Origin of the sequence: Ectopseudomonas composti (genome assembly GCF_900115475.1) — a bacterium.
Lineage (GTDB): Bacteria > Pseudomonadota > Gammaproteobacteria > Pseudomonadales > Pseudomonadaceae > Aquipseudomonas > Aquipseudomonas composti.
This window is the reverse complement of sequence record NZ_FOWP01000002.1, coordinates 247,332-266,795: the sequence shown is the minus strand read 5'-3', so window position 1 is coordinate 266,795 and position 19,464 is coordinate 247,332. Positions and strand designations below refer to the sequence as shown.

The following is a 19,464-nucleotide window of genomic DNA, read 5'->3' as shown; positions in this document are numbered from 1 at the left end:
GAGGGCTGATCAGCCTTCCCAGACGATGGCGGCATCGCCGGGCACGCGGGCAATGGCCTCGGCATAGCGCACCTCCAACACATTGCGACGAATTTTCATGGTCGGCGTCATGCTGCCGTTATCCACCGTCCAGGCCTCGCTGACCAGATAGAAATGACTGATACGCTCATGCGGCTCCAGCCTGTGATTGACCGCCTGCAGATGCTCGGAAAGTGACTGATCGAGCAGCTCGCGCGGTTGCTGACGGGCGGCAGGCGAGAGTTCGACCAGCGCCAGCGGTTGATCCATATTGCTGCCCATCAAACATACCTGCTCGACCCAATGGCTCTTGGCAACCTCGCCTTCGATGGGGGCCGGTGCGACGTACTTGCCCTTGCTGGTCTTGAAGATATCCTTCACCCGCCCGGTGATGCGCAAGTAGCCCGCCTCGTCCAACTGGCCGCGATCACCGGTGTGCAACCAGCCGTCCTTGAGGGTTTCCGCCGTTTTTTCCGGTTCACGGTAATAACCCTGCATCAGCGTTTCGCTGCGCAGCAGGATCTCGCCACTGTCGTCGATACGCACCTGCAGATGCGGCATCGGCCTGCCCACAGTGCCGAAGCGCACCTGCCCGGGACGATTGAAACAACCATAGGCGAAGTGCTCGGTCATGCCGTAGCCCTCGCAAATGGTCATGCCCAGGCGCCGATACCACTCCAGCAGCCCAGTGGAAATCGCCGCCGCGCCGGACACCAGAATGCGTGTTCGATCCAGTCCCAACCCTGCCCTCACCTTGCGCGCCAGCAGACGCCCCAGCAACGGAATACGCAGTAGGCGGTCGAGCTTGTGCGCCGGCAACTTCTCCAGCACACCCTGCTGAAAGCGCGTCCACAGTCGTGGTACCGAGAAGAACACGGTCGGACGCACCTGGCGCAGGTCACTGGCGAACGTCTCGAGCGACTCGACGAAGGCCACTGGCGCGCCGCAATAGAGGCTGTTGAACTCCACCAGGAAGCGTTCAGCGGCATGTGACAACGGCAGGTAGGAGAAAAATTGATCCTGCGGGGTCATGTTCATCTCTGCCGTGGCGTTGGCAGAGGAGAACGCCATCGCGTGGGCCGAGAGCATCACACCCTTGGGCTGCCCTGTGGTGCCAGAGGTATAGAGAATCGACAGCAGATCCTCACCGCGCTGCGGCCGCGTGCCGGGCAGCGGCTCATGCGCTGCCAGCAAGGCCTGCCATTGATACTCAGCCGGCATGGTCGGATAAGGCATGGCGATACGGGTGATATGTGGCGCGATGCCGCTGGCCAGCTTGTCAGGCTCATCCAGCTTGCCTACAAGAATCACCTTGCAGCCAGCATGCTCGAGCACGTAGGCAATCTGCTCCGGTGCCTGCAACGGATACAACGGTACGCTGATCAGCCCGGCATGCTGGATCGCCAGGTCGCTGATGAACCACTCGGCACAGTTCTTCGCCAGCAAGGCGACACGCTCGCCTGGCACGCAGCCCAGCGCCAGCAGAGCGCTGGCCAGGCGACGTGCCTGCTCGTCGACCTGGCGCCAGGTGAAGTCATGCCAGATGCCATTGACCGGCTGACGCAGCCAGACGGCATCGGGTTGCCGATCCAGCCAGTGGTTGAAGCGTTCCAGAGGCAGTTGCAGGGTCATGGGAGGTTACCTTCTTGTCCTCGGGGCTCACCTACTCATTGCAATACGAGCGCTAATGACGCTAGACCGCTCGTGGCGGGTTGCACCCGCCCTACGTCGTTACAGCTTCATCCCGCGACTGATGATCTCCTTCATGATTTCCGACGTGCCGGCGAAAATCCGCTGAATACGCGCATTCGCGTACATCTTGCAGATCGGGTATTCCCACATGTAGCCCCAGCCGCCGTGCAACTGCACACCCTCGTCCACCACCTTGCCAAGCAGTTCGGTGGTGAACAGCTTGGCCTCGGCCGCCACTTCCGAGGTGAGTTTCTTCTGGTTGTGATCCATGACGCAGCGGTCGGTGAAGACCTGCGCCACGTCGATCTGCGTGCGCATTTCCGCCAGCTTGAAGCGGGTGTTCTGAAAGTGTGCTACGGGGCGGCCAAAGGCCTGGCGCTCCTTGACGTACTCGATGGTGGTCTGCAGCGCTGCTTCGGCGCCGGCCACCGCGCCACAGGCATTGGTCAGACGCTCCTGGGCGAGCATGTTCATCAGGTAGAAGAAGCCGCCCTTGGCATCGCCCAGCAGGTTGTCCTTGGGCACCTTGACGTCATTGAAGAACAGCTCGGCGGTGTCCTGGCTGTGCATGCCGAGTTTCTTCAGTTTCTTGCCACGCTCGAAACCGGGCATGCCACGCTCCACCAGAAACAGGCCCATGGCGTGCTTGTTGGCAGGGTCGGTCTTGGCCGCGACGATCACCACGTCGGCCAGGTAGCCATTGGAGATGAACACCTTGGAGCCGTTGAGCAGCCAGTGGTCGCCCTTGTCCACCGCCGTGGTACGCATGCCGGCCAGATCCGAGCCAGCCGACGGCTCGGTCATGGCCACCGCGAGGATGGTCTCGCCACTGATGATGCCGGGCAACAGCCGCGCCTTCTGCTCGGCATTGCCGTACTCGGCGATATAGGGACCGCACAGCGCCGAGTGCAGCGGGATCATGAAACCGGGCTCGTTGATGCGCGCCAGCTCCTCGCACATGATCTGCTCGTAGCGAAAGTCCTTGAGCCCGGACCCGCCGTATTCCTCGTCCGCCCAGGGCAACAGAAAGCCCATCTCGCCGGCCTTGCGCCACACGCTGCGGTCCACCATGCCAGCCTCTTCCCAGGCCTCCTGATGCGGCACCACCTCCTTGTCCAGAAACGTGGCAAAGGCATCGCGAAACAGGTTGTGCTCGGTGTCGAAATGGTTGCGTTGCATGGGGCGGGTCCTCCGCTGTTGTTATGGCCCAGAGGTTAAGTGCCACCTCGCACGCCCTCAATGACCCATGTGCTCAGCCTCGGTTGACCCAATCGCTCGGTTGGGTTGCCGTGGCCAAGAGCAACTGCCTACCATCGAACACCCTCGCTATCGGAAACCCAGCATGCGCGAACGCACTATTGCCAGCCACTTCGTCCGCGCCGCCCTGCGCGGTGCTGATCGCCGTGGGCTGGCCTGCGACCTGATACTGCGTCAGGCCGGCATCCAGAGCGCCGTGCTGGTCGAGCCGCGCGCACGCATCGCCCCAGAGCAATTCGCCCTGCTGATGCAGTTGTTGTGGGAAGCGCTGGACGACGAATACCTGGGCTTCGGCCGCCAGCCGAGCAAACGCGGCACCTTCGCCATGATGGGCCACGCCATCATCCACTGCCGCAGCCTGGAAAAGGCCCTCAGCCGCGGTGCGATGTTCTACAGCCTGTTTCCCGACGCACCGGGCATCCGCCTGCAGCGCGAGGGTGATTGGGCGCGGCTGAGCGTCGACGACAGCACGCTATGGGACCCGGATCATTTTCTGGTGGAGAGCCTGCTGGTGATCTGGCATCGCCTCGGCAGCTGGCTAATTGGCCAGCGCATCCGCCTGGAAGAGGCGACCTTTGCCTACCCGGAGCCCGAGCACGTCGCTGAATATGAATTGCTGTTTCCCTGCAGCCGACGGTTCTGCGCCGGGCAGACCAGCTTGCTGTTTCACGCGCGTTATCTGGCGATGCCGCTCTTGCAGGACGAGCGCACGCTCAAGCAGTTCCTGCAGCACTCCCCCGCCGACCTGCTGGCCCGCCCGGATGGTGGCGACAGTCTGATCAGCCAGATTCGTCGCCTGCTCGGCCGCGACTGCCGCACCTGGCCCGACCTGGAACAGGTCGCCCAACAGCTACATACCAGCCCGCAAACCCTGCGCCGCCATCTGCGCGAAGAAGGCACCAGCTTCCAGGAGCTCAAGGACCACCTGCGCCGCGACCTCGCCATCTACCACCTGGGCCGCGACGAACTGGCGATTCAGGACATCGCCGAGCAGCTAGGCTTCTCCGAACCCTCGGCCTTTCACCGCGCATTCAAGAAATGGACAGGGCTGACACCAGGAGCGTATCGAGCCCAAGAGGGATGACGCCTGCGCCGTTTCAGATCAGTCGTACAGCCGCACCCTGAAACAGGCGCCGCCCAACTCCGAATCTTCCAGGCTCAGCTCACCGTCGTAACTCTCGACGATGTCTTCCACCACCGCCAGACCGATGCCCTGCCCCGGATTCTGCACATCCAGACGCTCGCCGCGCTGTAGCACCCGCTCACGTTGCTGCTGCGGCACGCCAGGGCCATCATCCTCGATGGTGATCAGGCAACCGCCTGCCAGGGGTTGCAACCTGACGCGTACGCGTTGCAGGCACAGGCGGTAGGCGTTCTCCAGCAGGTTGCCGAGCAGCTCCATCAGCGCACCACGTTCCATGGTGATCTGGCTGTGCTCGGGCACTTCCAGCGTCGCTTCGACGCGCTTGTCGCGGTAGACCTTGTCCAGCGAGCGGCACAAGCCGTCGAGCACCGGCCAGACCTGCTCGCGATGGCGTACCAGGCCGCTGCGGCGCAGGCTGGCGCGCTGCAATTGGTAGCCGACCTGCTGGCTCATGCGTTCGATCTGCGCCTGCATCAGTTGCGCTTGCTCGCGATTTTCAGGGTGTGCAGCGAGGGTTTCACCGATGCCCTGCAACACGCTGAGCGGCGTTTTCAGGCTATGGGCGAGGTCTTCCAGAGAGTCGCGATAACGCTCGCGCTGGCGCCGTTCGCTGTCGAGCAAACGGTTGAGGGAATTGGTCAGACGCAGCAGTTCACGTGGGTGCTCGTCGCTCAGGCGTTGGCGGGTGCCTGCCTCCACGCCGTCGAGCTCGTCGCTCAAGCCGCGCAGGCTACGAAAGCCCCAGGTCAGGCCAAACCACAGCAGGCCCAGCAACACCAGCAAGGCGATGCCCAACCATAAACGCAACTGCCAGGCAAAGCCGTTGAACAGCCCCTGGTACTCGCGCGTGGGCTGCATGGTCACGATGCTCAGGGCGGTTTCGTCACCCCGCAGCAGATCCACTTCGATGTCATACACGAAGTATTCCTGACCGCTGTCGTCACGAATGCGGATGAACTCGTGGCCGCGACCGTCGTAGCGCGGCAGGTAGCGCACCAGCTCGTCGATGGAGGAGCGTGAACGCCAGATCATCCGCCCCTCGCGGTCGAAGATGAAACCCAGCAGGTGTGAGTCGAGGTTGTCGAATTCCTCGTCTGGCATCTTGTCCGGCATATGCAGCTGGCCATCATGGATACGCGCGGCAGAAATCAGCGCGGCCGCATCGGAGGCCAGACGTTTTTCCACGGTCTGCTCCAGAGCCATGAGAAACACGCCCTGCAACACCGGCATCAGCAGCAACATGAACAGCATCGCCAGCGCAGCGCTGGCCAGCATCAGGCGCAGGCGCAGTGAGCCAAAACGCATGCGCAGTTTGCGCAGAACCGCGCGCGCTCGGCTCACTTGCAGCGCTCGTTGAACATGTAGCCCTGGCCGCGCACGGTTTCTATCGGTTTGCCACCGAGTACGCCTTCGAGCTTGCGACGCAGGCGGCCGACCAGTACCTCGATGACGTTGGGATCACGCTCGTCATCGCCCGGATAAAGCTGCTCCATCAGGCGTTCCTTGGCCACCACCTGCTGGTGATGCAGCATCAGGTATTCGAGGATGCGGTACTCGTAGGCAGTCAGCTGCAGCGACTGTTCATCCACGGTGGCCTGCTTGCGATTGAGGTCCAGTACCAGGGTACCGGCCTCGATGGTCGACTTGGTAAACCCGGAAGAACGACGCAGCAAGGCATTCAGCCGCGCCTCCAGCTCTTCGAACTGGAACGGCTTGACCACGTAGTCGTCGGCACCACAGGAGAGGCCTTCGACCTTGTCCTGCCAGTTACCACGCGCGGTAAGAATCAGGATCGGAAAGTTCTTGTCCTGGCTGCGCAGTTGGCGGATCAGGTCGATACCGCTCATTCCAGGCAGGCCGAGGTCGACCAGGGCCAGGTCATGATTGAAGGACTCAGCGCGATACAGAGCTTCTTCGGCGGTGCGTACGGCATCCACCACATGCCCGTTCTCACTGAGGCGAGTGAACAGATGGTGACGCAGCAGCGCCTCATCCTCCACCACCAGCAATTTCATGAGACTTCCCCTTTTTTCAGTTGTACGAAGGCCGGGCTGATGCCCGGCCTGGTAACGCGAAGCCATCGTTAGAAGGCGAAGTTGGCGCCAAGGTAGAGCAGCGAGCTGCTATGCAGGTCCAGCGACCCGGCCTTGCCTGCACCATGCGGTGCCATTTCTGTGCTGGCGTTGGTACGCAGGTAACGATAGCCGGCTTCGATCGATGTATTGCTGTTCAGTTCCTGCAGGATACCGGCCTGCAGACCCGCGGCAAATCCGATGTCGCTGTCGCGGGAAAAGCCACGGCTTTCCTGCTCGAGCTTGACCAAGCCGGCGGTTACACCACCGAACAGCTTGGTGTTGTTATCACCCAGCGGCACGAACATGTCGTAGCTGCCGAGCAGATTCTGCTGACGCAGCTTGTAGCCATTGTGACTGTCGGAGACATTCTCGTAGGTCGCGTAGTAGCGGCCATCGGCGGTCTTCTGGCCAGCACGGATGCCCCAGGTGCCCTCGCCGTTGATCACCTTGTCCAGCTTGGGATTGCCGAGGTTGGCATTCAGTGCGTTGGACTTCTGGATATTGTTGTCAGTCTGACCCCAGATCAGGCCGACGAAATTGTCGTTGGCTTGGGCAGCGGTTGCGCCCAGGGCCAGGCAGGTGGCGAATGCGATACGGTTCAGGGTGATTTTCATCGAATCGTTCCTCTCGTTGCAGTTTTGATCAACTCGGCAACAAGTCTGCGGGAAGACTACTGAATACCCGCTGAACCCTCCTTGAACCTGCACTGAACGAGCGACAAACAGCCTAAATACGCCGCACCAGAGCCCCAGCTGCGACGAATAAGGAGGCCAGAACAGCCAGCAAAGCCAGCCAGCCGGCGTGTTCCCAGACATAACCACCGACGTAGCCTACCAGGCTGGAGCCCAGGTAATAGGCACACAAGTACAGTGCCGACGCCTGCGCCTTGGCCCCCTGCGCATGAATGCCGACCTGGCCGCTGGCAACCGCATGAGCGGCGAAGAAACCCAGGGTGAACAGCGCCAGCCCGATGACAGCCGCGCTCAACCAGGGCGTCGCACACAGCGCCACGCCCAGCAGCATCAAACCGATGCCGCCGTGCAGGACCTGACGAGCGCCGAAGCGTGGCACCAAGCGCCCGGCCCAACCGGCGCTGAAGATGCCCAGCAGATAGACAGTGAACAGTAGACCAATTACCGTCGCCGACAGGTTGAATGGCGCGCCGGCCAGGCGAAAGCCGACGTAGTTGAACAACGCGACGAAGCCGCCCATGAGCAGGAAGGCCAAAGCGAACAGCACACGCAAACGCGGGTTACTCAGGTGCAGCGAGAAGTTACGCAGCAACCCGCGCAAGGAAAGCGGTTGCGCGGTGAAATGCCGCGACGGCGGCAGCAGCCAAAGAAACAGTCCCAAGGCCAGCAGACCGAGCCCGGCAATGCCGCCCAGGGCCCAGGGCCAGCCGCCAAGGTCACTGAGCAGGCCCGCCAGCAGACGCCCGAGCAGCCCACCCAGCGCCGTACCGCCGATATAGAGCCCCATGGCGGCCGGCAGCGCTTCGGGGTCGAACTCCTCGCCAACGTAGGCCATGGCCAACGCAGGCAAACCGCTCAGCGCCAGCCCCAACAGCGCGCGCAGAATCAGCAGGCTGCTCCACTCCTCCACCAGCGCACAGGCGATCCCCAGCATCGCTGCCAGGCCCAATGCCGCAGCCATGACCGGCTTGCGCCCCCAGCTCTCGGCCAGCGCGCCGGATACCAGCAGACACAACGCCAGACTGAGGGTGGTCAGGGACAGCGCCAGGCTGCTGTTGGCCGCGGAAACGCGAAAGTGCGACGCCAGCAGAGGGAGCAGCGGCTGCACGCAGTAGAGCATGGCAAAGGTAGCGAAACCGGCGCAGAACAGCGCCAGGGTGGCGCGCCGGTAACCGGCGCTGCCACGGGTGAGATGGGTAGCGGACATCAGGCAGACTCATGAAGCACGGCGCAGGTTCGGCCGAAACAAAAGCTTAGCATGCTACCTATTGCTGCGACTGCCTGTCGCAGTGGTTTTCGTCGCCTCGTTACTGGCCGCGCAAGCGCTTGAGGTGCTCCTGCAGCCCCGCAGAGGTCTGCTCGCCCACCAGGCGCTCACGCAGCTTGCCGTCAGCGTCGACTATATAGGTCACCGGCAGCACGTCGTTGTGCGGCAGTTCGAAGCGCGCTGCCGGGTCCTGTGCCAACACAGTGAAGCGGATATCGAAACCGTCCGCTGCGCGCTTGAGGTCCTCGCCCTGCAAGGCATCGAAGTTGACGCCGATCACGCGCGCCGACTGGTTTTTCAGCGTTTGCTCGAGTGCATTGAGCTCGGGAATTTCCGTGCGGCACGGTGCGCACCACTCGGCCCAATAATTAATGACCAGCCACTGGCCATCCAGGCTGTCAGCCGTTACCTTTCGTCCATGCTGATCGGGGCCGAAATCTTCGGCGCAAGCCGTCAGCAACAGACCGGCGCAGATACCTAAAACAGCCTTGCCGACATTCCGGAGCCCTAAGCCCATGTACTCGATCCTCGTCCACTCGGGGTTGATATGACGCTGGATGCCCTGCGCCTGGAAGTACCGGACATCCGCGAGGACAACAGCGTATCCCCAGCGGAAGTCGTCCAGCGACTCGCGGCAGCTCGCCACCTGGAGCAGGAACATGGCCTACAGCAAGTGCTCGGTCTGTTGTTTTCGCTCAATCGCAGCGCTCTGACCTTACTGGAAAGGCAGCGTGCGCTGCAAAACTTCAGTGACGAGTATCGTCATTACGCCGGCCTCGCCAATAGTCAGCATCCACCGAGTGCACTGTTCGTACGCCTGTGCGGCGAACTGGCCATCGGTTTCAAGCGTCTGCTGCTGCAGATCCTGCAGGGGCGTCAGCCGTCCATGCCACACCTGGCCTGGTGCCTGTACATGGCCCAGCATTTCCTTGCCCAGCAGTTGCTGCGCCACTACCAGTTGTACCAGGAGCCACCGCCGGCGCTGTGGCGCGACAGCCACTTGCTGTACTGGATCGGCGAGCACCAGCAGTGCCTGGACGAGCCGGTGGCCGCCGCCTTCGAACCGCGACCGGCCAGCAATCTGCGCGGGCTGTACCAGCAGATGTTGTTGCTGGCATTGAGCAATCCTTTCCACCTCGATGAGGGCGAATGCCTGACGCTGTTCAGCGCCCTGGCACCGCTGGCTGGGCTGGCCAGGCTGCAAGCCTGGGATGAGGAAGACGATGCCGAAGGCCCGATAGTCGACCTCAGTGAATCACAGGCCTGCCTGGGCTTCGAGCAGCCGATCGAAGGCGAGGCGGCCAATCTGCGTCGTTTCGAGCTCGGTGCGCTGCTGATCGCCCTGCATGAACCTGCGCCCCTGCAAAGCGCCCAGGAGCGCCAGCTGCTTGAGCGCGTGCGTCAACATTGGCTGGGGCGCGAGCAACGTCGTCATGAACGCGCCGAACTGGACGGGCAATGCAGCCTGGTGGTCGGCCTACCGGCCATCCATGCGCAGTTGCTGGACAAGCTGCCGCAGCGTACCGAGGCGCAGCTACTCGATGCCAGCCCAGGCGGTGCACGCTTGCTGTGCAACGCCAACGAGGGCGGGCAGCTGCAGGTTGGGCAACTGGTTCTGCTGCTCACCAATGGTACGCCGACACTGGCTCTGGTGCGCTGGCGGCACCTCAATGTCGAAGGTCTGCACCTGGGTTTGCGCTATCTCAAAGGTCTGCCGCGGCCGGTGTGGCTGCGTCGTGCGCCCAATGCCCAGACCCACCCTGGCGTGCTGCAAAGCACCCCGGCACCGGGCAATGGCTGGCATCACGGTCTATGGTTACCCAATGGCCAGTTCACCTCCGGCGAGCACCTTTGGCTGCAGCTTGCCAGCGTACACAACCAGGCGATCCTGCCGCTGCCTGAAAGCAACCTGCAGACCTCATCGGTCACCCGCCATCCGCTGCGTCTGGCCTGATACGCAAAACTGCGACCCCAGTCACGCGGCCTGTCTGCCGAGTGCACAGTTTCACCAGCAGGTGGCTGCTTATAATTCCTGGCACTGAAGTCTCACCCAGCCTGGAACTCCACCATGTCCCACGTGCAAGACAAGCTGATTGGCTCCGTGCCCTCGCGCATCGTCGACGTCGCTCGCCTGCTGGTCACGCCCTACGAGGGGCGCGTGGCCGAATACAACATCGCCACCTGGCTGCAATTGCCCGGGCTGGCTAACCTGCCAGTGTCGCTACTGGTCAGTTATCGCGACGGAGACAAGCGCCGCGAAGTCAGTGTCGACCACGGCAAGGTCAATGCCCATGGCAAGATCTTGCTCTCCGGCATCGCGCGCATGCCGGTACGGCAAAAAATCGAAGACATGCAGGTGCGCCTGCGCTCGGCGGTGCCGGCACAGAGCTTGGTAGTCGAGGAGTTCTTCGTACAGGCCGTCGAACTGGCCAACAGCGAAAGCCTTCAAGCCATGGCCTGAACCTGAAACGCTGAAATGACAACCCCGCGCTTCGACGCGGGGTTGTTGCTTTCAGCCGCAGGAAATATCGGAGTTGGGCGTGGGCTGCGCCTTTGCGTCAGCGTCTGGCTGCAGGTTGTCAGCAGCGACATGATCGAGCAGCGACTCCGGCCAGCGTGCGAACTGCAGCCCGGTAATTCGGTTGAGCCGCGTCAGCGCTTCCTGCGGATCGCGTCGGTGAAGGTGGACTACCTTGTTCTTGCCCGTCATTACTGCCTGAGTCCTCAGCGATTCCTGCCCTGATGGCAGTTCGATAGCAACTGATTCTGCAGTAGCCAGAAGCGTGCCAGTGCGCTCGAAACGTAATCAGTAACGCGCAGCCCTCCGGCAGCACCGCCAAGCAGTGGGATGACGCCGCAAACTGACGTTTTTTGTCACCCCAAATGCCTGACGAGCCGTCGCCACGCGCCCCAAACCGCCATCAGTCAACTCTTGCCCGGCAACCATTCCGCCAGGCTGGCACCGAACTGCACCTCACGCTCTGCCTGTAAACGTTCCAACCCCTCGCGCAACGCCGGGTACCAGGGCTCGTCGAGTTGAGCAGGCAACTGCGGCAAGCTCGGCAACGGCCAAGGGCTGCACTCGAGTAGCTGATGCAGGGAAAAACTGTGCAGATCACGGCACAGCACCCAACCGCCACCACTGGCCTTGCACGCCAGATGCTCGCGTTCGAGAAAGTCCATCACCTGCGCCCATTCGTCCTCGGGCAAACGCCAGCCAGCGCGCTGCATATCGCCGTAATGCAGCGCTTCACCCTTCTGCTGACGCTTAAGCAACAGACGTAGCACCACCAGTACAATCAGCCCCTTGGGAATGGGCTCGCGACGCCAGTGCCGGGGTTGCGACAGGCCATAAACCAGTTCGGCGCCCAGCAACACGATCAACCAGGACAGATAGATCCACACCAGAAACAGCGGCACCGTGGCGAACGCGCCATAGATCAGGTGATAACCGGGAAACAGGCGCACATAGAGGCCGAACAATGCCTTGGCCACCTCGAACAGCACGGCGCTGAACAGTCCGCCGAGCAGAGCGTGACGCAACGGTACCCGAGTGTTGGGGACCGCCGCATAGAGCAAAGTGAAGGCCGCGATGCTCGACAGCAACGGCGTGAAGGCAAGCAGGGTCTTGGCTCCGACCACCGCATCCGGCCCGGAAATCAGCGACAGCGAGGCGATGTAGGTACTCACCGCAAAACCTGCCCCCAACAGCAGTGGCCCGAGGCTGAGAATCGCCCAGTACAGCAGGAAGCTGGACATCCCACGCCGCGGCTGGCGCACCCGCCAGATCACGTTGAAGGTCTTCTCGATGGTCACCAGCATGAGGAAGGCGGTCACAGCCAGCAGCCCAACGCCGAACCAGGTCAGCTGTCGCGCCTGAGTGGTGAACACCCGCAGGTATTCCTGCACCGTCTCACCGGTGGACGGCACGAAGTTGTTGAAGATGAATGCCTGGATGTTCTCACCGACCCCCTGAAACGCAGGAATCGCCGAGAGCATGGCGAAGGTCACGGTCATCATCGGCACCACAGCGAACAGCGTGGTGTAAGTCAGCGCCGCCGCGTTGCCTGCGCCACGGTTCTCCACGAAACGCTGATACAGGCTGAACCAGAACCCCACCCAGTCCTTCAAACGACCCCGCATGACCTCTCCTTAGCCCCTAAAAACATTCAGACCGTGCACCGCGTGAAAAGGTCGCATCAACAGCCTGTTAGCGGTATGCGTGCATCCACGTACCAGACGGTTAGAATAGCCGCCACCTCAAGCCGGATGCGAGTCACCATGACCGACCTGACCCTCTACCACAACCCGCGCTGCTCGAAGTCCCGCGGCGCCCTGGAGCTGCTGGAAGCACGCGGCCTGCAACCGACCGTGGTGCGCTACCTGGAAACGCCACCCAACGCCGCCGAACTCACGAGCCTGTTGGGTAAGCTGGGCATCGCTGCCCGCGACCTGCTGCGCACAGGTGAAGACGAATACAAGGCACTGGGCCTGGCCGAGGCCAACTTGAGTGAGGCGCAACTGATCGAGGCGATGGTCAAGCATCCCAAGTTGATCGAACGCCCGATCCTGATCGCTGGCGACAAGGCCGTCATCGGCCGCCCACCGGAAAAAGTGCTGGAGCTGCTGGCATGAGTGCGCCCTACATCCTGGTGCTCTATTACAGCCGCCATGGCGCCACTGCGCAGATGGCCAAACAGATCGCCCGTGGCGTCGAGATGGCCGGCCTGGAGGCACGCCTACGCACGGTGCCGGCGGTGTCCAGCGAATGCGAAGCCGTGGCGCCGAGCGTGCCAGAAGATGGCGCCATGTACGCCACCCTGGATGACCTGAAGCACTGCTCGGGCCTGGCGCTAGGCAGCCCTACCCGTTTCGGCAACATGGCGGCGCCGCTGAAGTACTTCATCGATGGCACCAGCAACCTGTGGCTGACTGGCGAGCTGGTTGGCAAGCCTGCTGGCGTATTCACCTCCACCGCCAGCCTGCACGGCGGCCAGGAAACCACCCTGTTGTCGATGATGCTGCCGCTGCTGCACCACGGCATGCTGCTCTGTGGCCTGCCCTACAGCGAAGCGGCCCTGCTCGAAACCCGCGGCGGTGGTACGCCCTACGGCCCCAGCCACCATGCTGGCGGCGACGGCAAACGCACCCTGGACGAACATGAAATCGCCCTGTGCCGTGCACTGGGTCAACGCCTGGCGCAAACCGCCAGCAAACTGGAGCGCTGAACGTGGCCCGAGCAAAGAAACCCTTGCCCAGCCTTGAATGGTTGGAGCCGCGGGTCAAACTCAGTCGAGCGCTGAGCCTGTTCAGCTTCATCGCCCTGCTGACCCTGCTGCTGGTATGGAATCTGGTCTTCGCCGATCTGCATGGCGCACGGGTCGGCGTGGTGCTAGCCATTCAACTGCTGCCGCTTGCGCTGCTCGCCCCCGGCATGTTGATGGGTAACGCCCGCGCTCATGCCTGGGCCTGCTTCGTGGTCAACCTCTACTTCATTCAGGGCGTACTCGCCGCCATCGACCCGGCGCGTGCATTGTTCGGCGCGCTGGAGGCGGTGATCAGCTTCGGCCTGTTCTGCTGCGCCCTGCTCTACACTCGCTGGCGTTTCCAGTACGACCGCAAGTTGGCCGGGGAAGTCTGATGCGTCTGGTACTGCTGCCTGGTCTGAACGGCAGCAGCCACCTCTTCGCACCATTGCTCGACGAGCTTCAGGACATCGATTGTCAGGCACTGAGCCTGCCGGATCAGGGGCCGCAGGATTACGACAGCCTGGCCGACATCCTGATCCGCGGCCTGGGCAACACGCCTTTCATACTATTGGGTGAATCGTTCTCCGGCCCGCTGGCCTACCGCCTGGCAATACGAAAACCCAAAGGCTTGCGCGGCGTGATTTTCGCCGCCTCGTTTCTGACCCGCCCAAATGCCGCCCTGCCACTACTCAGGCACCTGCCCATGCCGCTGGCACTTGCCACGCAGCCCAGGCTGCTGCGCGCCCTGTGCCTGGACAACACGGCAGAAGAAGACATCCTGCAACGGGTACGAAGGGAAATTCGCCGGCTGAATCCGTCGCTGCTGCGCGCCCGCCTGGGAACCCTGGCCGCACTACAAGCACCAGCGCAAGCCCTGGGTCTGCCCTGCCTACACCTCTGGCCACAACAGGATCGCCTGGTCGCCAGCGCCGCTGCTGAACGACTGCCGCAGTTTTGCAGTGACATCCGCCAGATTCGCCTGGATGGCCCGCACTTCATCCTGCAGACGCGGCCAAAGGTCTGTACCCAAGCAATCGCTGAGTTCATGCAGGAAATAGGCGCGAGCTAGAAAGCCCCCGGATAGTGCCCTGATGTAGGAGCGAGCTCCCCAGGGAGCCGGTAGTCCGGACGAAAACCGGGGGATGCTGTGCAGGATTCACGGATTTCGGGGTTAGGCTCTCGCTTGTAGTTTGAGGCTTGCATCTCGCCTCCTACCAGCCCAGGGTTTCCTTGAGAAAGGGAATGGTCAGCTTGCGCTGGGCCTGCAGCGAGGCCTGATCCAGACGTTCCAGCAATTCGAACAGCGCACTCATGCTGCGCTCGCCACGGGTGAGGATGAAACGGCCGACCTCGTCGCTCATCTGCAGGCCACGGCGTGAGGCACGCAGTTGCAGGGCGCGCAGCTTGTCTTCGTCGAACAGCTCATGCAGTTGGAAAACCAGCGCCAGGGTCAACCGCGACTTCAGGTCAGGCAATTGAATCGGCAGCTCGCGCGGCGACATGGTGCCCGCCAGCAAAAGACGCCTGCCGCTGTCACGCAAGCGGTTGAACAGATGGAACAAGCCTTCTTCCCAATCGCTGCGCCCAGCCACTGCATCGAGGTCATCGAGGCAGACCAGTTCACACAGCTCAAGATTGTCGAGCAACTCCGGGCCGTGCTGCACCACCTCGCCGAGCGGCAGATACACCACCGCCTCGCCACGCTGTTCGAAACGCAGGCAGGCGGCTTGCAGCAAATGGCTACGCCCGACGCCTTCGGCGCCCCACAGGTAGATCAGGCTTTCCGTCCAGCCGGCGTCGGCCTCGCACAGGCGCTCGACATAGCCCAAGGCCGCGGCATTGGCGCCGGGGTAGTAGTTGGCGAAGGTGGCGTCATCACGCAGACGCACCCCCAGAGGCAGCTGGATTGGTTTCATGCAGGACTCTGCGGCTCGTCGGAACCGCTATTGGACTCTCCGTAAAGGCCGGAAAGTTTATATAAATCATGGGCATGACGCAGCAAAACCATGATCACGGCAGCAACCGGCAATGCCAGCAGCACGCCGGTAAAGCCAAATAACTGGCCACCCGCGAGGATCGCGAAGATCACCGCGACCGGGTGCAGGCCGATACGATCGCCCACCAGCATGGGTGTCAGGACCATGCCTTCGAGCAGTTGGCCGATCATGAACACCACGCCGATACCGATCAGCGGATAGGGTTCGAGGCCGAACTGGAACAGCGCAGCAGTCAGCGCCGCACCGATACCGACGATAAAACCCATATACGGCACGATACTCGCCAGGCCCGCCAGCACGCCGATCAACAGCCCCAGCTCCAGCCCGACCAGCATCAGCCCGGAGGCGTAGATGACGCTCAACGCCAGCATCACCAGCAGTTGGCCGCGCAGGAAGGCGCCGAGCACCTCGTGGCATTCGCCAGTCAGCTTGACCACCAGCCCCTCGCGCTGACGCGGCAGCAGGCGACGCACCCGCTCGACCAGCACGTCCCAGTCACGCATCAGGTAAAAACTGACCACCGGAATCAGCAGCAGGTTGCCCAGCCAGGCCAGCAGTGCCAACCCCGAGGATGTCGCCTGGGCCAGCACCGCCTTGAGTACATCGGTGGTCTTGCCGATGTTTTCGGTAAACACCTGCTTGAGCTGATCGACCTGCAGCAGGTCATCCTGCAACCCCAGGTGCGACTGCGACCAGGGCAAGGCCGTGCCCTGCAGCCAGTCGAGCATTTCCGGCGCCAGCTGATACAGGCGCACCAGCTGTCGTCCCAGCATGGGCACCAGCACCAGCAGGAGGATGAGCAATACCAGAGCGAACAACGCGAACACCACGATCACACCACCGGTACGTGACAGACGGTGGCGCTCCAGCCGGTCGACCAGCGGGTCGCCCATGTAGGCCAGCAGGATGCCGATGAGGAACGGGGATAGAATCGGGTGCAACAAGTACAGTAGCCAGCCGAGCAGAAACAGCCCAGCCATCCATAGCCAACGGGTGGAATCGGTCATGCTCGCGTCCTCGATGCGAAACGGCGCCTGACGGCGCCGCGTGTAACTGGGCGGTGATTTACCTACCAGCAAGCTTACCAGCGAAAGCGCAGCTGATCGGTGCGCGGTTTCACCTGCGGCGCCTCGGTTACGCCCGTTTCAGGGTTCTCTACCGGCTCAGCGGCATCGAGCGGTTCGCTGACTTCCTGCAACTGCCCCAATGCCAGCTGCGCGCGCAGTTGCTCCGGGCTGGCACTGACCTGATAGACCAGGCGTTGGCCGTCGATCTCCTGCAAGCGTGCAGCGAAGGGTTCGAGCAGGCGCTCCAGCGCCGCGAAACGGCCCAGATCGGCGCCTTCGATCACCAGCGTCAGGCTTTGCGCGGCACCTGGCTTGACCAGAAAACGCGGCGCCAGGCGCTCGGCCACGGCCAGCATCACCGCGTCGGCCAGCGCGGCTTGATCGGCGGCTTCGGCCTTGCCCTGCTCGCGCTCGTCACCCAGCCACAGGCGCCAGGTCGCCTGCCAGCTGCCGCTGCTTTCGGTCGCCTGCACGGCCAGCAATGCATCGGCAGCGTAGCGCTCGGAAGCCTCGCGCAAGGCCTGAGGATCATTGGCCAACAGCACGTCGGTAGTGCCCACTGCTTGCTCGCTCAGGTCCGCCAGTGGCAAACGCAGTGGCAGGCCACGATGTTGAGCGGCATCGCGCAGCAGTGCCGATGCGCTCTGGCTTTCGCCAACCAGTTGGCTGCCTTCCGGCGACTCATTGAGCCACCAGGTCAGGATGGCCGGACGATTGGCGCCCCACAGGGCCAGGCCAGCCTGACGCAGTTGGCGATCGGTACTGCCCGGATCGAATTCGACCAGCAACGCATCGCCTTCATAGCCGTACTGGCTGACAATCTGCTGTGGGTCCTTGCGCAGCCCTTCCAACCCGGCGCCCTGCAACGCCTTGGCATCGCCGGTCAGGCGCAGCACCAGGGTCTGCAACGCTTTCTGCATGGCAGCGTCGCGACTTTCCGGCTGTTGATCGGCCACGGGCTCGCGCACCTGGTACAGACCGGTAACCGGCGCGGCCAATGCCGGCAGGCTCAAGAGCGACAGACAGAGGAACAACAGGCGGATGGGCAAACGCATTGGGGCGGACTCTCGCAAGGGATGGCTGCACGGCGGGCGGGCATAAAGGCCTATACCTTAAACAGCCGCCCCCGCCCCGGCAACCAGAGCCAGCGCCTGCGACGAAGCGCATGCACGCGAGTGGCCGCTACCGGGCAAGCCTGATAAAATCGCGCGCCTTCGCCAGCCGGTACGCGCGCCGGGCTCCTTGGATGAGCCTGCGCCACGTCGGCGCCTACACGAACTCCCCATCCAAAGGCCCGGATCTATGAGCAAGCAACCCTCCATCAGCTACAAGGACGCAGGCGTCGACATCGATGCCGGTGAAGCCCTGGTCGAACGCATCAAAGGCGTGGCCAAGCGCACTGCCCGTCCGGAAGTCATGGGTGGCCTGGGCGGCTTCGGCGCCCTGTGCGAGATCCCGGCCGGCTACAAGCAACCGGTACTGGTGTCCGGCACCGACGGCGTCGGCACCAAGCTGCGCCTGGCGCTGAACCTGAACAAGCACGACAGCATCGGCCAGGATCTGGTCGCCATGTGCGTCAACGACCTGGTGGTCTGCGGCGCCGAGCCGCTGTTCTTCCTCGACTACTACGCCACCGGCAAGCTCAACGTCGACGTCGCCGCCACTGTGGTCACCGGCATCGGCGCTGGCTGCGAACTGGCAGGCTGCTCCCTGGTCGGTGGTGAAACCGCCGAGATGCCGGGCATGTACGAAGGCGAAGACTACGACCTGGCCGGCTTCTGCGTCGGCGTGGTGGAAAAGAGCGAAATCATCGACGGCTCCAAGGTCGTCACCGGCGACGCGCTGATCGCCCTGCCCTCCTCCGGCCCGCACTCCAACGGCTACTCGCTGATCCGCAAGATCATCGAAGTCTCCGGCGCCGACATCGAGCAGGTGCAACTCGGCGACAAGGCCCTGGCTGACCTGCTGATGGCGCCGACCCGCATCTACGTCAAACCGCTGCTCAAGCTGATCAAGGACACCGGTGCGGTCAAGGCCATGGCCCACATCACCGGCGGCGGTCTGCTGGACAACATCCCGCGCGTGCTGCCGCAAGGCGCCCAGGCTGTGATCGACGTGGCTAGCTGGAATCGCCCGGCCGTGTTCGACTGGCTGCAGGAACAGGGCAACGTCGACGAGCACGAAATGCACCGCGTCCTGAACTGCGGCGTCGGCATGGTCATCTGTGTCGCTCAGGATCAGGTCGAAACCGCCCTGGCCAGCCTGCGCGCCAGCGGCGAGCAACCTTGGGTCATCGGCCAAATCACCGCCGCGGCAGAAGGCGCAGCCCAGGTTCAGCTGAACAACCTGAAAGCCCACTGATGCCCTGTAATGTCGTCGTCCTGATCTCCGGATCAGGCAGCAACCTGCAAGCGCTGATCGACAGCGTCGCCCACGACGGCAATCCGGCTCGCATCGCCGCGGTTATTTGCAACCGCGCCGGTGCCTACGGCCTGGAACGGGCAGAGCAGGCCGGGATCACCACCGGCCTGCTCGACCACAAGCAGTTCGACGGCCGCGAAGCCTTCGATGCCGCTCTGATCCAGACCATCGACGCCCACCAGCCTGACCTGGTGGTGCTGGCTGGCTTCATGCGCATTCTCACGCCGGGCTTCGTTCAGCATTACGCAGGCCGCCTGCTGAATATCCATCCGTCACTGCTGCCCAAGCACAAAGGGCTGCACACCCATCAGCGTGCCCTGGAAGCCGGCGACACCGAGCACGGCTGCAGCGTGCACTTCGTGACCGAGGAACTCGATGGTGGCCCTCTGGTCGTACAAGCTGTGTTGCCGATTAAGGCAGACGACACGGCCGAAAGCCTTGCGCGCCGCGTGCACCAGCAGGAACACCAGATCTATCCTCTGGCGGTACGCTGGTTTGCCGAAGGCCGCTTGCGTCTTGGCGCCCAAGGCGCAATGCTGGATGGCCAGCCGCTGCCCGCCAGCGGCCACCTGATTCGAACCTAGG

General features: G+C 62.9%; 21 protein-coding genes. 9 read left to right on the top strand and 12 right to left on the bottom strand.

What is annotated here, in order from left to right:
* Positions 1-9: 9 nt before the first annotated feature.
* Both BM059_RS04915 and BM059_RS04910 read right to left on the bottom strand, forming a co-directional pair.
* Positions 10-1,650, bottom strand: a complete 1,641-nt coding sequence (locus tag BM059_RS04915; protein WP_074937098.1) for an AMP-binding protein — start codon at positions 1,648-1,650, stop codon at positions 10-12.
* 99 nt (positions 1,651-1,749) lie between these two features.
* Positions 1,750-2,889, bottom strand: a complete 1,140-nt coding sequence (locus BM059_RS04910) for an acyl-CoA dehydrogenase family protein (RefSeq protein ID WP_074937096.1) — start codon at positions 2,887-2,889, stop codon at positions 1,750-1,752.
* A 163-nt stretch (positions 2,890-3,052) separates the two neighbouring features.
* On the opposite strand from BM059_RS04910, the gene BM059_RS04905 reads away from it, so the two are divergent.
* Positions 3,053-4,051 carry an AraC family transcriptional regulator gene (locus BM059_RS04905; RefSeq protein WP_074937094.1) on the top strand — a complete coding sequence of 333 codons (999 nt, stop codon included), beginning with the start codon at positions 3,053-3,055 and terminating at the stop codon, positions 4,049-4,051.
* 18 nt (positions 4,052-4,069) lie between these two features.
* Here the strand turns inward: BM059_RS04905 and BM059_RS04900 are convergent, their stop codons facing one another.
* From BM059_RS04900 to BM059_RS04880, 5 genes are all read right to left on the bottom strand, one after another.
* Positions 4,070-5,452 (bottom strand): ATP-binding protein, encoded by a 1,383-nt coding sequence (locus BM059_RS04900; RefSeq protein WP_074937093.1) that lies wholly within the window; start codon positions 5,450-5,452, stop codon positions 4,070-4,072.
* Positions 5,449-6,126: a response regulator transcription factor gene (locus BM059_RS04895; RefSeq protein WP_037000054.1), complete on the bottom strand. Its 678-nt coding sequence runs from the start codon at positions 6,124-6,126 to the stop codon at positions 5,449-5,451. Before BM059_RS04895 ends, BM059_RS04900 begins: the two co-directional genes overlap by 4 nt.
* A 68-nt stretch (positions 6,127-6,194) precedes the next feature.
* Positions 6,195-6,800, bottom strand: a complete 606-nt coding sequence (locus tag BM059_RS04890) for an outer membrane beta-barrel protein (RefSeq protein WP_074937091.1) — start codon at positions 6,798-6,800, stop codon at positions 6,195-6,197.
* Between the two features lie 112 nt (positions 6,801-6,912).
* On the bottom strand, positions 6,913-8,085 hold the full coding sequence (locus BM059_RS04885; protein WP_037000056.1) for an MFS transporter: 1,173 nt from the start codon (positions 8,083-8,085) through the stop codon (positions 6,913-6,915).
* Positions 8,086-8,185: 100 nt separating this feature from the next.
* Positions 8,186-8,662 carry a TlpA disulfide reductase family protein gene (locus BM059_RS04880; protein WP_037000058.1) on the bottom strand — a complete coding sequence of 159 codons (477 nt, stop codon included), beginning with the start codon at positions 8,660-8,662 and terminating at the stop codon, positions 8,186-8,188.
* Positions 8,663-8,692: 30 nt separating this feature from the next.
* On the opposite strand from BM059_RS04880, the gene BM059_RS04875 reads away from it, so the two are divergent.
* A complete protein-coding gene (locus BM059_RS04875; RefSeq protein WP_074937089.1) occupies positions 8,693-10,099 on the top strand; it encodes a pilus assembly protein PilZ in 1,407 nt (468 codons plus the stop codon).
* Between the two features lie 114 nt (positions 10,100-10,213).
* Positions 10,214-10,606 carry a hypothetical protein gene (locus tag BM059_RS04870; RefSeq protein ID WP_037000062.1) on the top strand — a complete coding sequence of 131 codons (393 nt, stop codon included), beginning with the start codon at positions 10,214-10,216 and terminating at the stop codon, positions 10,604-10,606.
* A 51-nt stretch (positions 10,607-10,657) separates the two neighbouring features.
* Here BM059_RS04870 and BM059_RS04865 read toward each other — a convergent pair whose 3' ends face one another.
* Complete coding sequence (locus BM059_RS04865) at positions 10,658-10,855, bottom strand: hypothetical protein (RefSeq protein WP_074937087.1); 198 nt, start codon at positions 10,853-10,855, stop codon at positions 10,658-10,660.
* 215 nt (positions 10,856-11,070) lie between these two features.
* Positions 11,071-12,288: a YihY family inner membrane protein gene (locus BM059_RS04860; RefSeq protein ID WP_074937085.1), complete on the bottom strand. Its 1,218-nt coding sequence runs from the start codon at positions 12,286-12,288 to the stop codon at positions 11,071-11,073.
* Positions 12,289-12,426: 138 nt separating this feature from the next.
* Between BM059_RS04860 and arsC the strand changes: the two genes are divergently transcribed.
* Genes arsC through BM059_RS04840 form a run of 4 tightly spaced genes read left to right on the top strand, consistent with a single transcriptional unit; the run spans position 12,427 to position 14,463 of the window.
* Positions 12,427-12,780, top strand: coding sequence for an arsenate reductase (glutaredoxin) (gene arsC, locus BM059_RS04855; RefSeq protein ID WP_037000065.1), 354 nt, complete (start codon positions 12,427-12,429; stop codon positions 12,778-12,780).
* Complete coding sequence (wrbA, locus tag BM059_RS04850; RefSeq protein WP_037000066.1) at positions 12,777-13,373, top strand: NAD(P)H:quinone oxidoreductase; 597 nt, start codon at positions 12,777-12,779, stop codon at positions 13,371-13,373. Before arsC ends, wrbA begins: the two co-directional genes overlap by 4 nt.
* A gap of 2 nt (positions 13,374-13,375) precedes the next feature.
* On the top strand, positions 13,376-13,786 hold the full coding sequence (locus BM059_RS04845; protein WP_037000067.1) for a DUF2069 domain-containing protein: 411 nt from the start codon (positions 13,376-13,378) through the stop codon (positions 13,784-13,786).
* A complete protein-coding gene (locus BM059_RS04840) occupies positions 13,786-14,463 on the top strand; it encodes an alpha/beta fold hydrolase (protein ID WP_074937083.1) in 678 nt (225 codons plus the stop codon). Before BM059_RS04845 ends, BM059_RS04840 begins: the two co-directional genes overlap by 1 nt.
* Before the next feature lie 142 nt (positions 14,464-14,605).
* Here the strand turns inward: BM059_RS04840 and hda are convergent, their stop codons facing one another.
* From hda to BM059_RS04825, 3 genes are all read right to left on the bottom strand, one after another.
* Complete coding sequence (gene hda, locus BM059_RS04835) at positions 14,606-15,310, bottom strand: DnaA regulatory inactivator Hda (protein WP_074937081.1); 705 nt, start codon at positions 15,308-15,310, stop codon at positions 14,606-14,608.
* A complete protein-coding gene (locus BM059_RS04830; protein ID WP_074937079.1) occupies positions 15,307-16,398 on the bottom strand; it encodes an AI-2E family transporter in 1,092 nt (363 codons plus the stop codon). Before BM059_RS04830 ends, hda begins: the two co-directional genes overlap by 4 nt.
* 74 nt (positions 16,399-16,472) lie before the next feature.
* Entirely contained in the window at positions 16,473-17,513 is a 1,041-nt protein-coding gene (locus tag BM059_RS04825; RefSeq protein WP_074937077.1) for a DUF2066 domain-containing protein, read from the bottom strand.
* 247 nt (positions 17,514-17,760) lie between these two features.
* Between BM059_RS04825 and purM the strand changes: the two genes are divergently transcribed.
* Positions 17,761-18,819: a phosphoribosylformylglycinamidine cyclo-ligase gene (gene purM / locus BM059_RS04820; RefSeq protein ID WP_037000075.1), complete on the top strand. Its 1,059-nt coding sequence runs from the start codon at positions 17,761-17,763 to the stop codon at positions 18,817-18,819.
* Positions 18,819-19,463 (top strand): phosphoribosylglycinamide formyltransferase, encoded by a 645-nt coding sequence (purN, locus tag BM059_RS04815; protein ID WP_074937075.1) that lies wholly within the window; start codon positions 18,819-18,821, stop codon positions 19,461-19,463. Before purM ends, purN begins: the two co-directional genes overlap by 1 nt.
* Position 19,464: the final 1 nt, after the last annotated feature.

Excerpts from the sequence above, each read along its gene's own strand:
- wrbA (WP_037000066.1), top strand. The coding sequence starts at position 12,777 with ATGAGTGCGCCCTACATCCTGGTGCTCTATTACAGCCGCCATGGCGCC.
- BM059_RS04840 (WP_074937083.1), top strand. The coding sequence starts at position 13,786 with ATGCGTCTGGTACTGCTGCCTGGTCTGAACGGCAGCAGCCACCTCTTC.
- hda (WP_074937081.1), bottom strand. The coding sequence starts at position 15,310 with ATGAAACCAATCCAGCTGCCTCTGGGGGTGCGTCTGCGTGATGACGCC.
- purN (WP_074937075.1), top strand. The coding sequence starts at position 18,819 with ATGCCCTGTAATGTCGTCGTCCTGATCTCCGGATCAGGCAGCAACCTG.
- BM059_RS04830 (WP_074937079.1), bottom strand. The coding sequence starts at position 16,398 with ATGACCGATTCCACCCGTTGGCTATGGATGGCTGGGCTGTTTCTGCTC.
- arsC (WP_037000065.1), top strand. The coding sequence starts at position 12,427 with ATGACCGACCTGACCCTCTACCACAACCCGCGCTGCTCGAAGTCCCGC.
- BM059_RS04885 (WP_037000056.1), bottom strand. The coding sequence starts at position 8,085 with ATGTCCGCTACCCATCTCACCCGTGGCAGCGCCGGTTACCGGCGCGCC.
- BM059_RS04905 (WP_074937094.1), top strand. The coding sequence starts at position 3,053 with ATGCGCGAACGCACTATTGCCAGCCACTTCGTCCGCGCCGCCCTGCGC.
- BM059_RS04910 (WP_074937096.1), bottom strand. The coding sequence starts at position 2,889 with ATGCAACGCAACCATTTCGACACCGAGCACAACCTGTTTCGCGATGCC.
- BM059_RS04870 (WP_037000062.1), top strand. The coding sequence starts at position 10,214 with ATGTCCCACGTGCAAGACAAGCTGATTGGCTCCGTGCCCTCGCGCATC.
- BM059_RS04865 (WP_074937087.1), bottom strand. The coding sequence starts at position 10,855 with ATGACGGGCAAGAACAAGGTAGTCCACCTTCACCGACGCGATCCGCAG.
- purM (WP_037000075.1), top strand. The coding sequence starts at position 17,761 with ATGAGCAAGCAACCCTCCATCAGCTACAAGGACGCAGGCGTCGACATC.
- BM059_RS04825 (WP_074937077.1), bottom strand. The coding sequence starts at position 17,513 with ATGCGTTTGCCCATCCGCCTGTTGTTCCTCTGTCTGTCGCTCTTGAGC.
- BM059_RS04915 (WP_074937098.1), bottom strand. The coding sequence starts at position 1,650 with ATGACCCTGCAACTGCCTCTGGAACGCTTCAACCACTGGCTGGATCGG.
- BM059_RS04875 (WP_074937089.1), top strand. The coding sequence starts at position 8,693 with ATGACGCTGGATGCCCTGCGCCTGGAAGTACCGGACATCCGCGAGGAC.
- BM059_RS04895 (WP_037000054.1), bottom strand. The coding sequence starts at position 6,126 with ATGAAATTGCTGGTGGTGGAGGATGAGGCGCTGCTGCGTCACCATCTG.
- BM059_RS04890 (WP_074937091.1), bottom strand. The coding sequence starts at position 6,800 with ATGAAAATCACCCTGAACCGTATCGCATTCGCCACCTGCCTGGCCCTG.
- BM059_RS04860 (WP_074937085.1), bottom strand. The coding sequence starts at position 12,288 with ATGCGGGGTCGTTTGAAGGACTGGGTGGGGTTCTGGTTCAGCCTGTAT.
- BM059_RS04880 (WP_037000058.1), bottom strand. The coding sequence starts at position 8,662 with ATGGGCTTAGGGCTCCGGAATGTCGGCAAGGCTGTTTTAGGTATCTGC.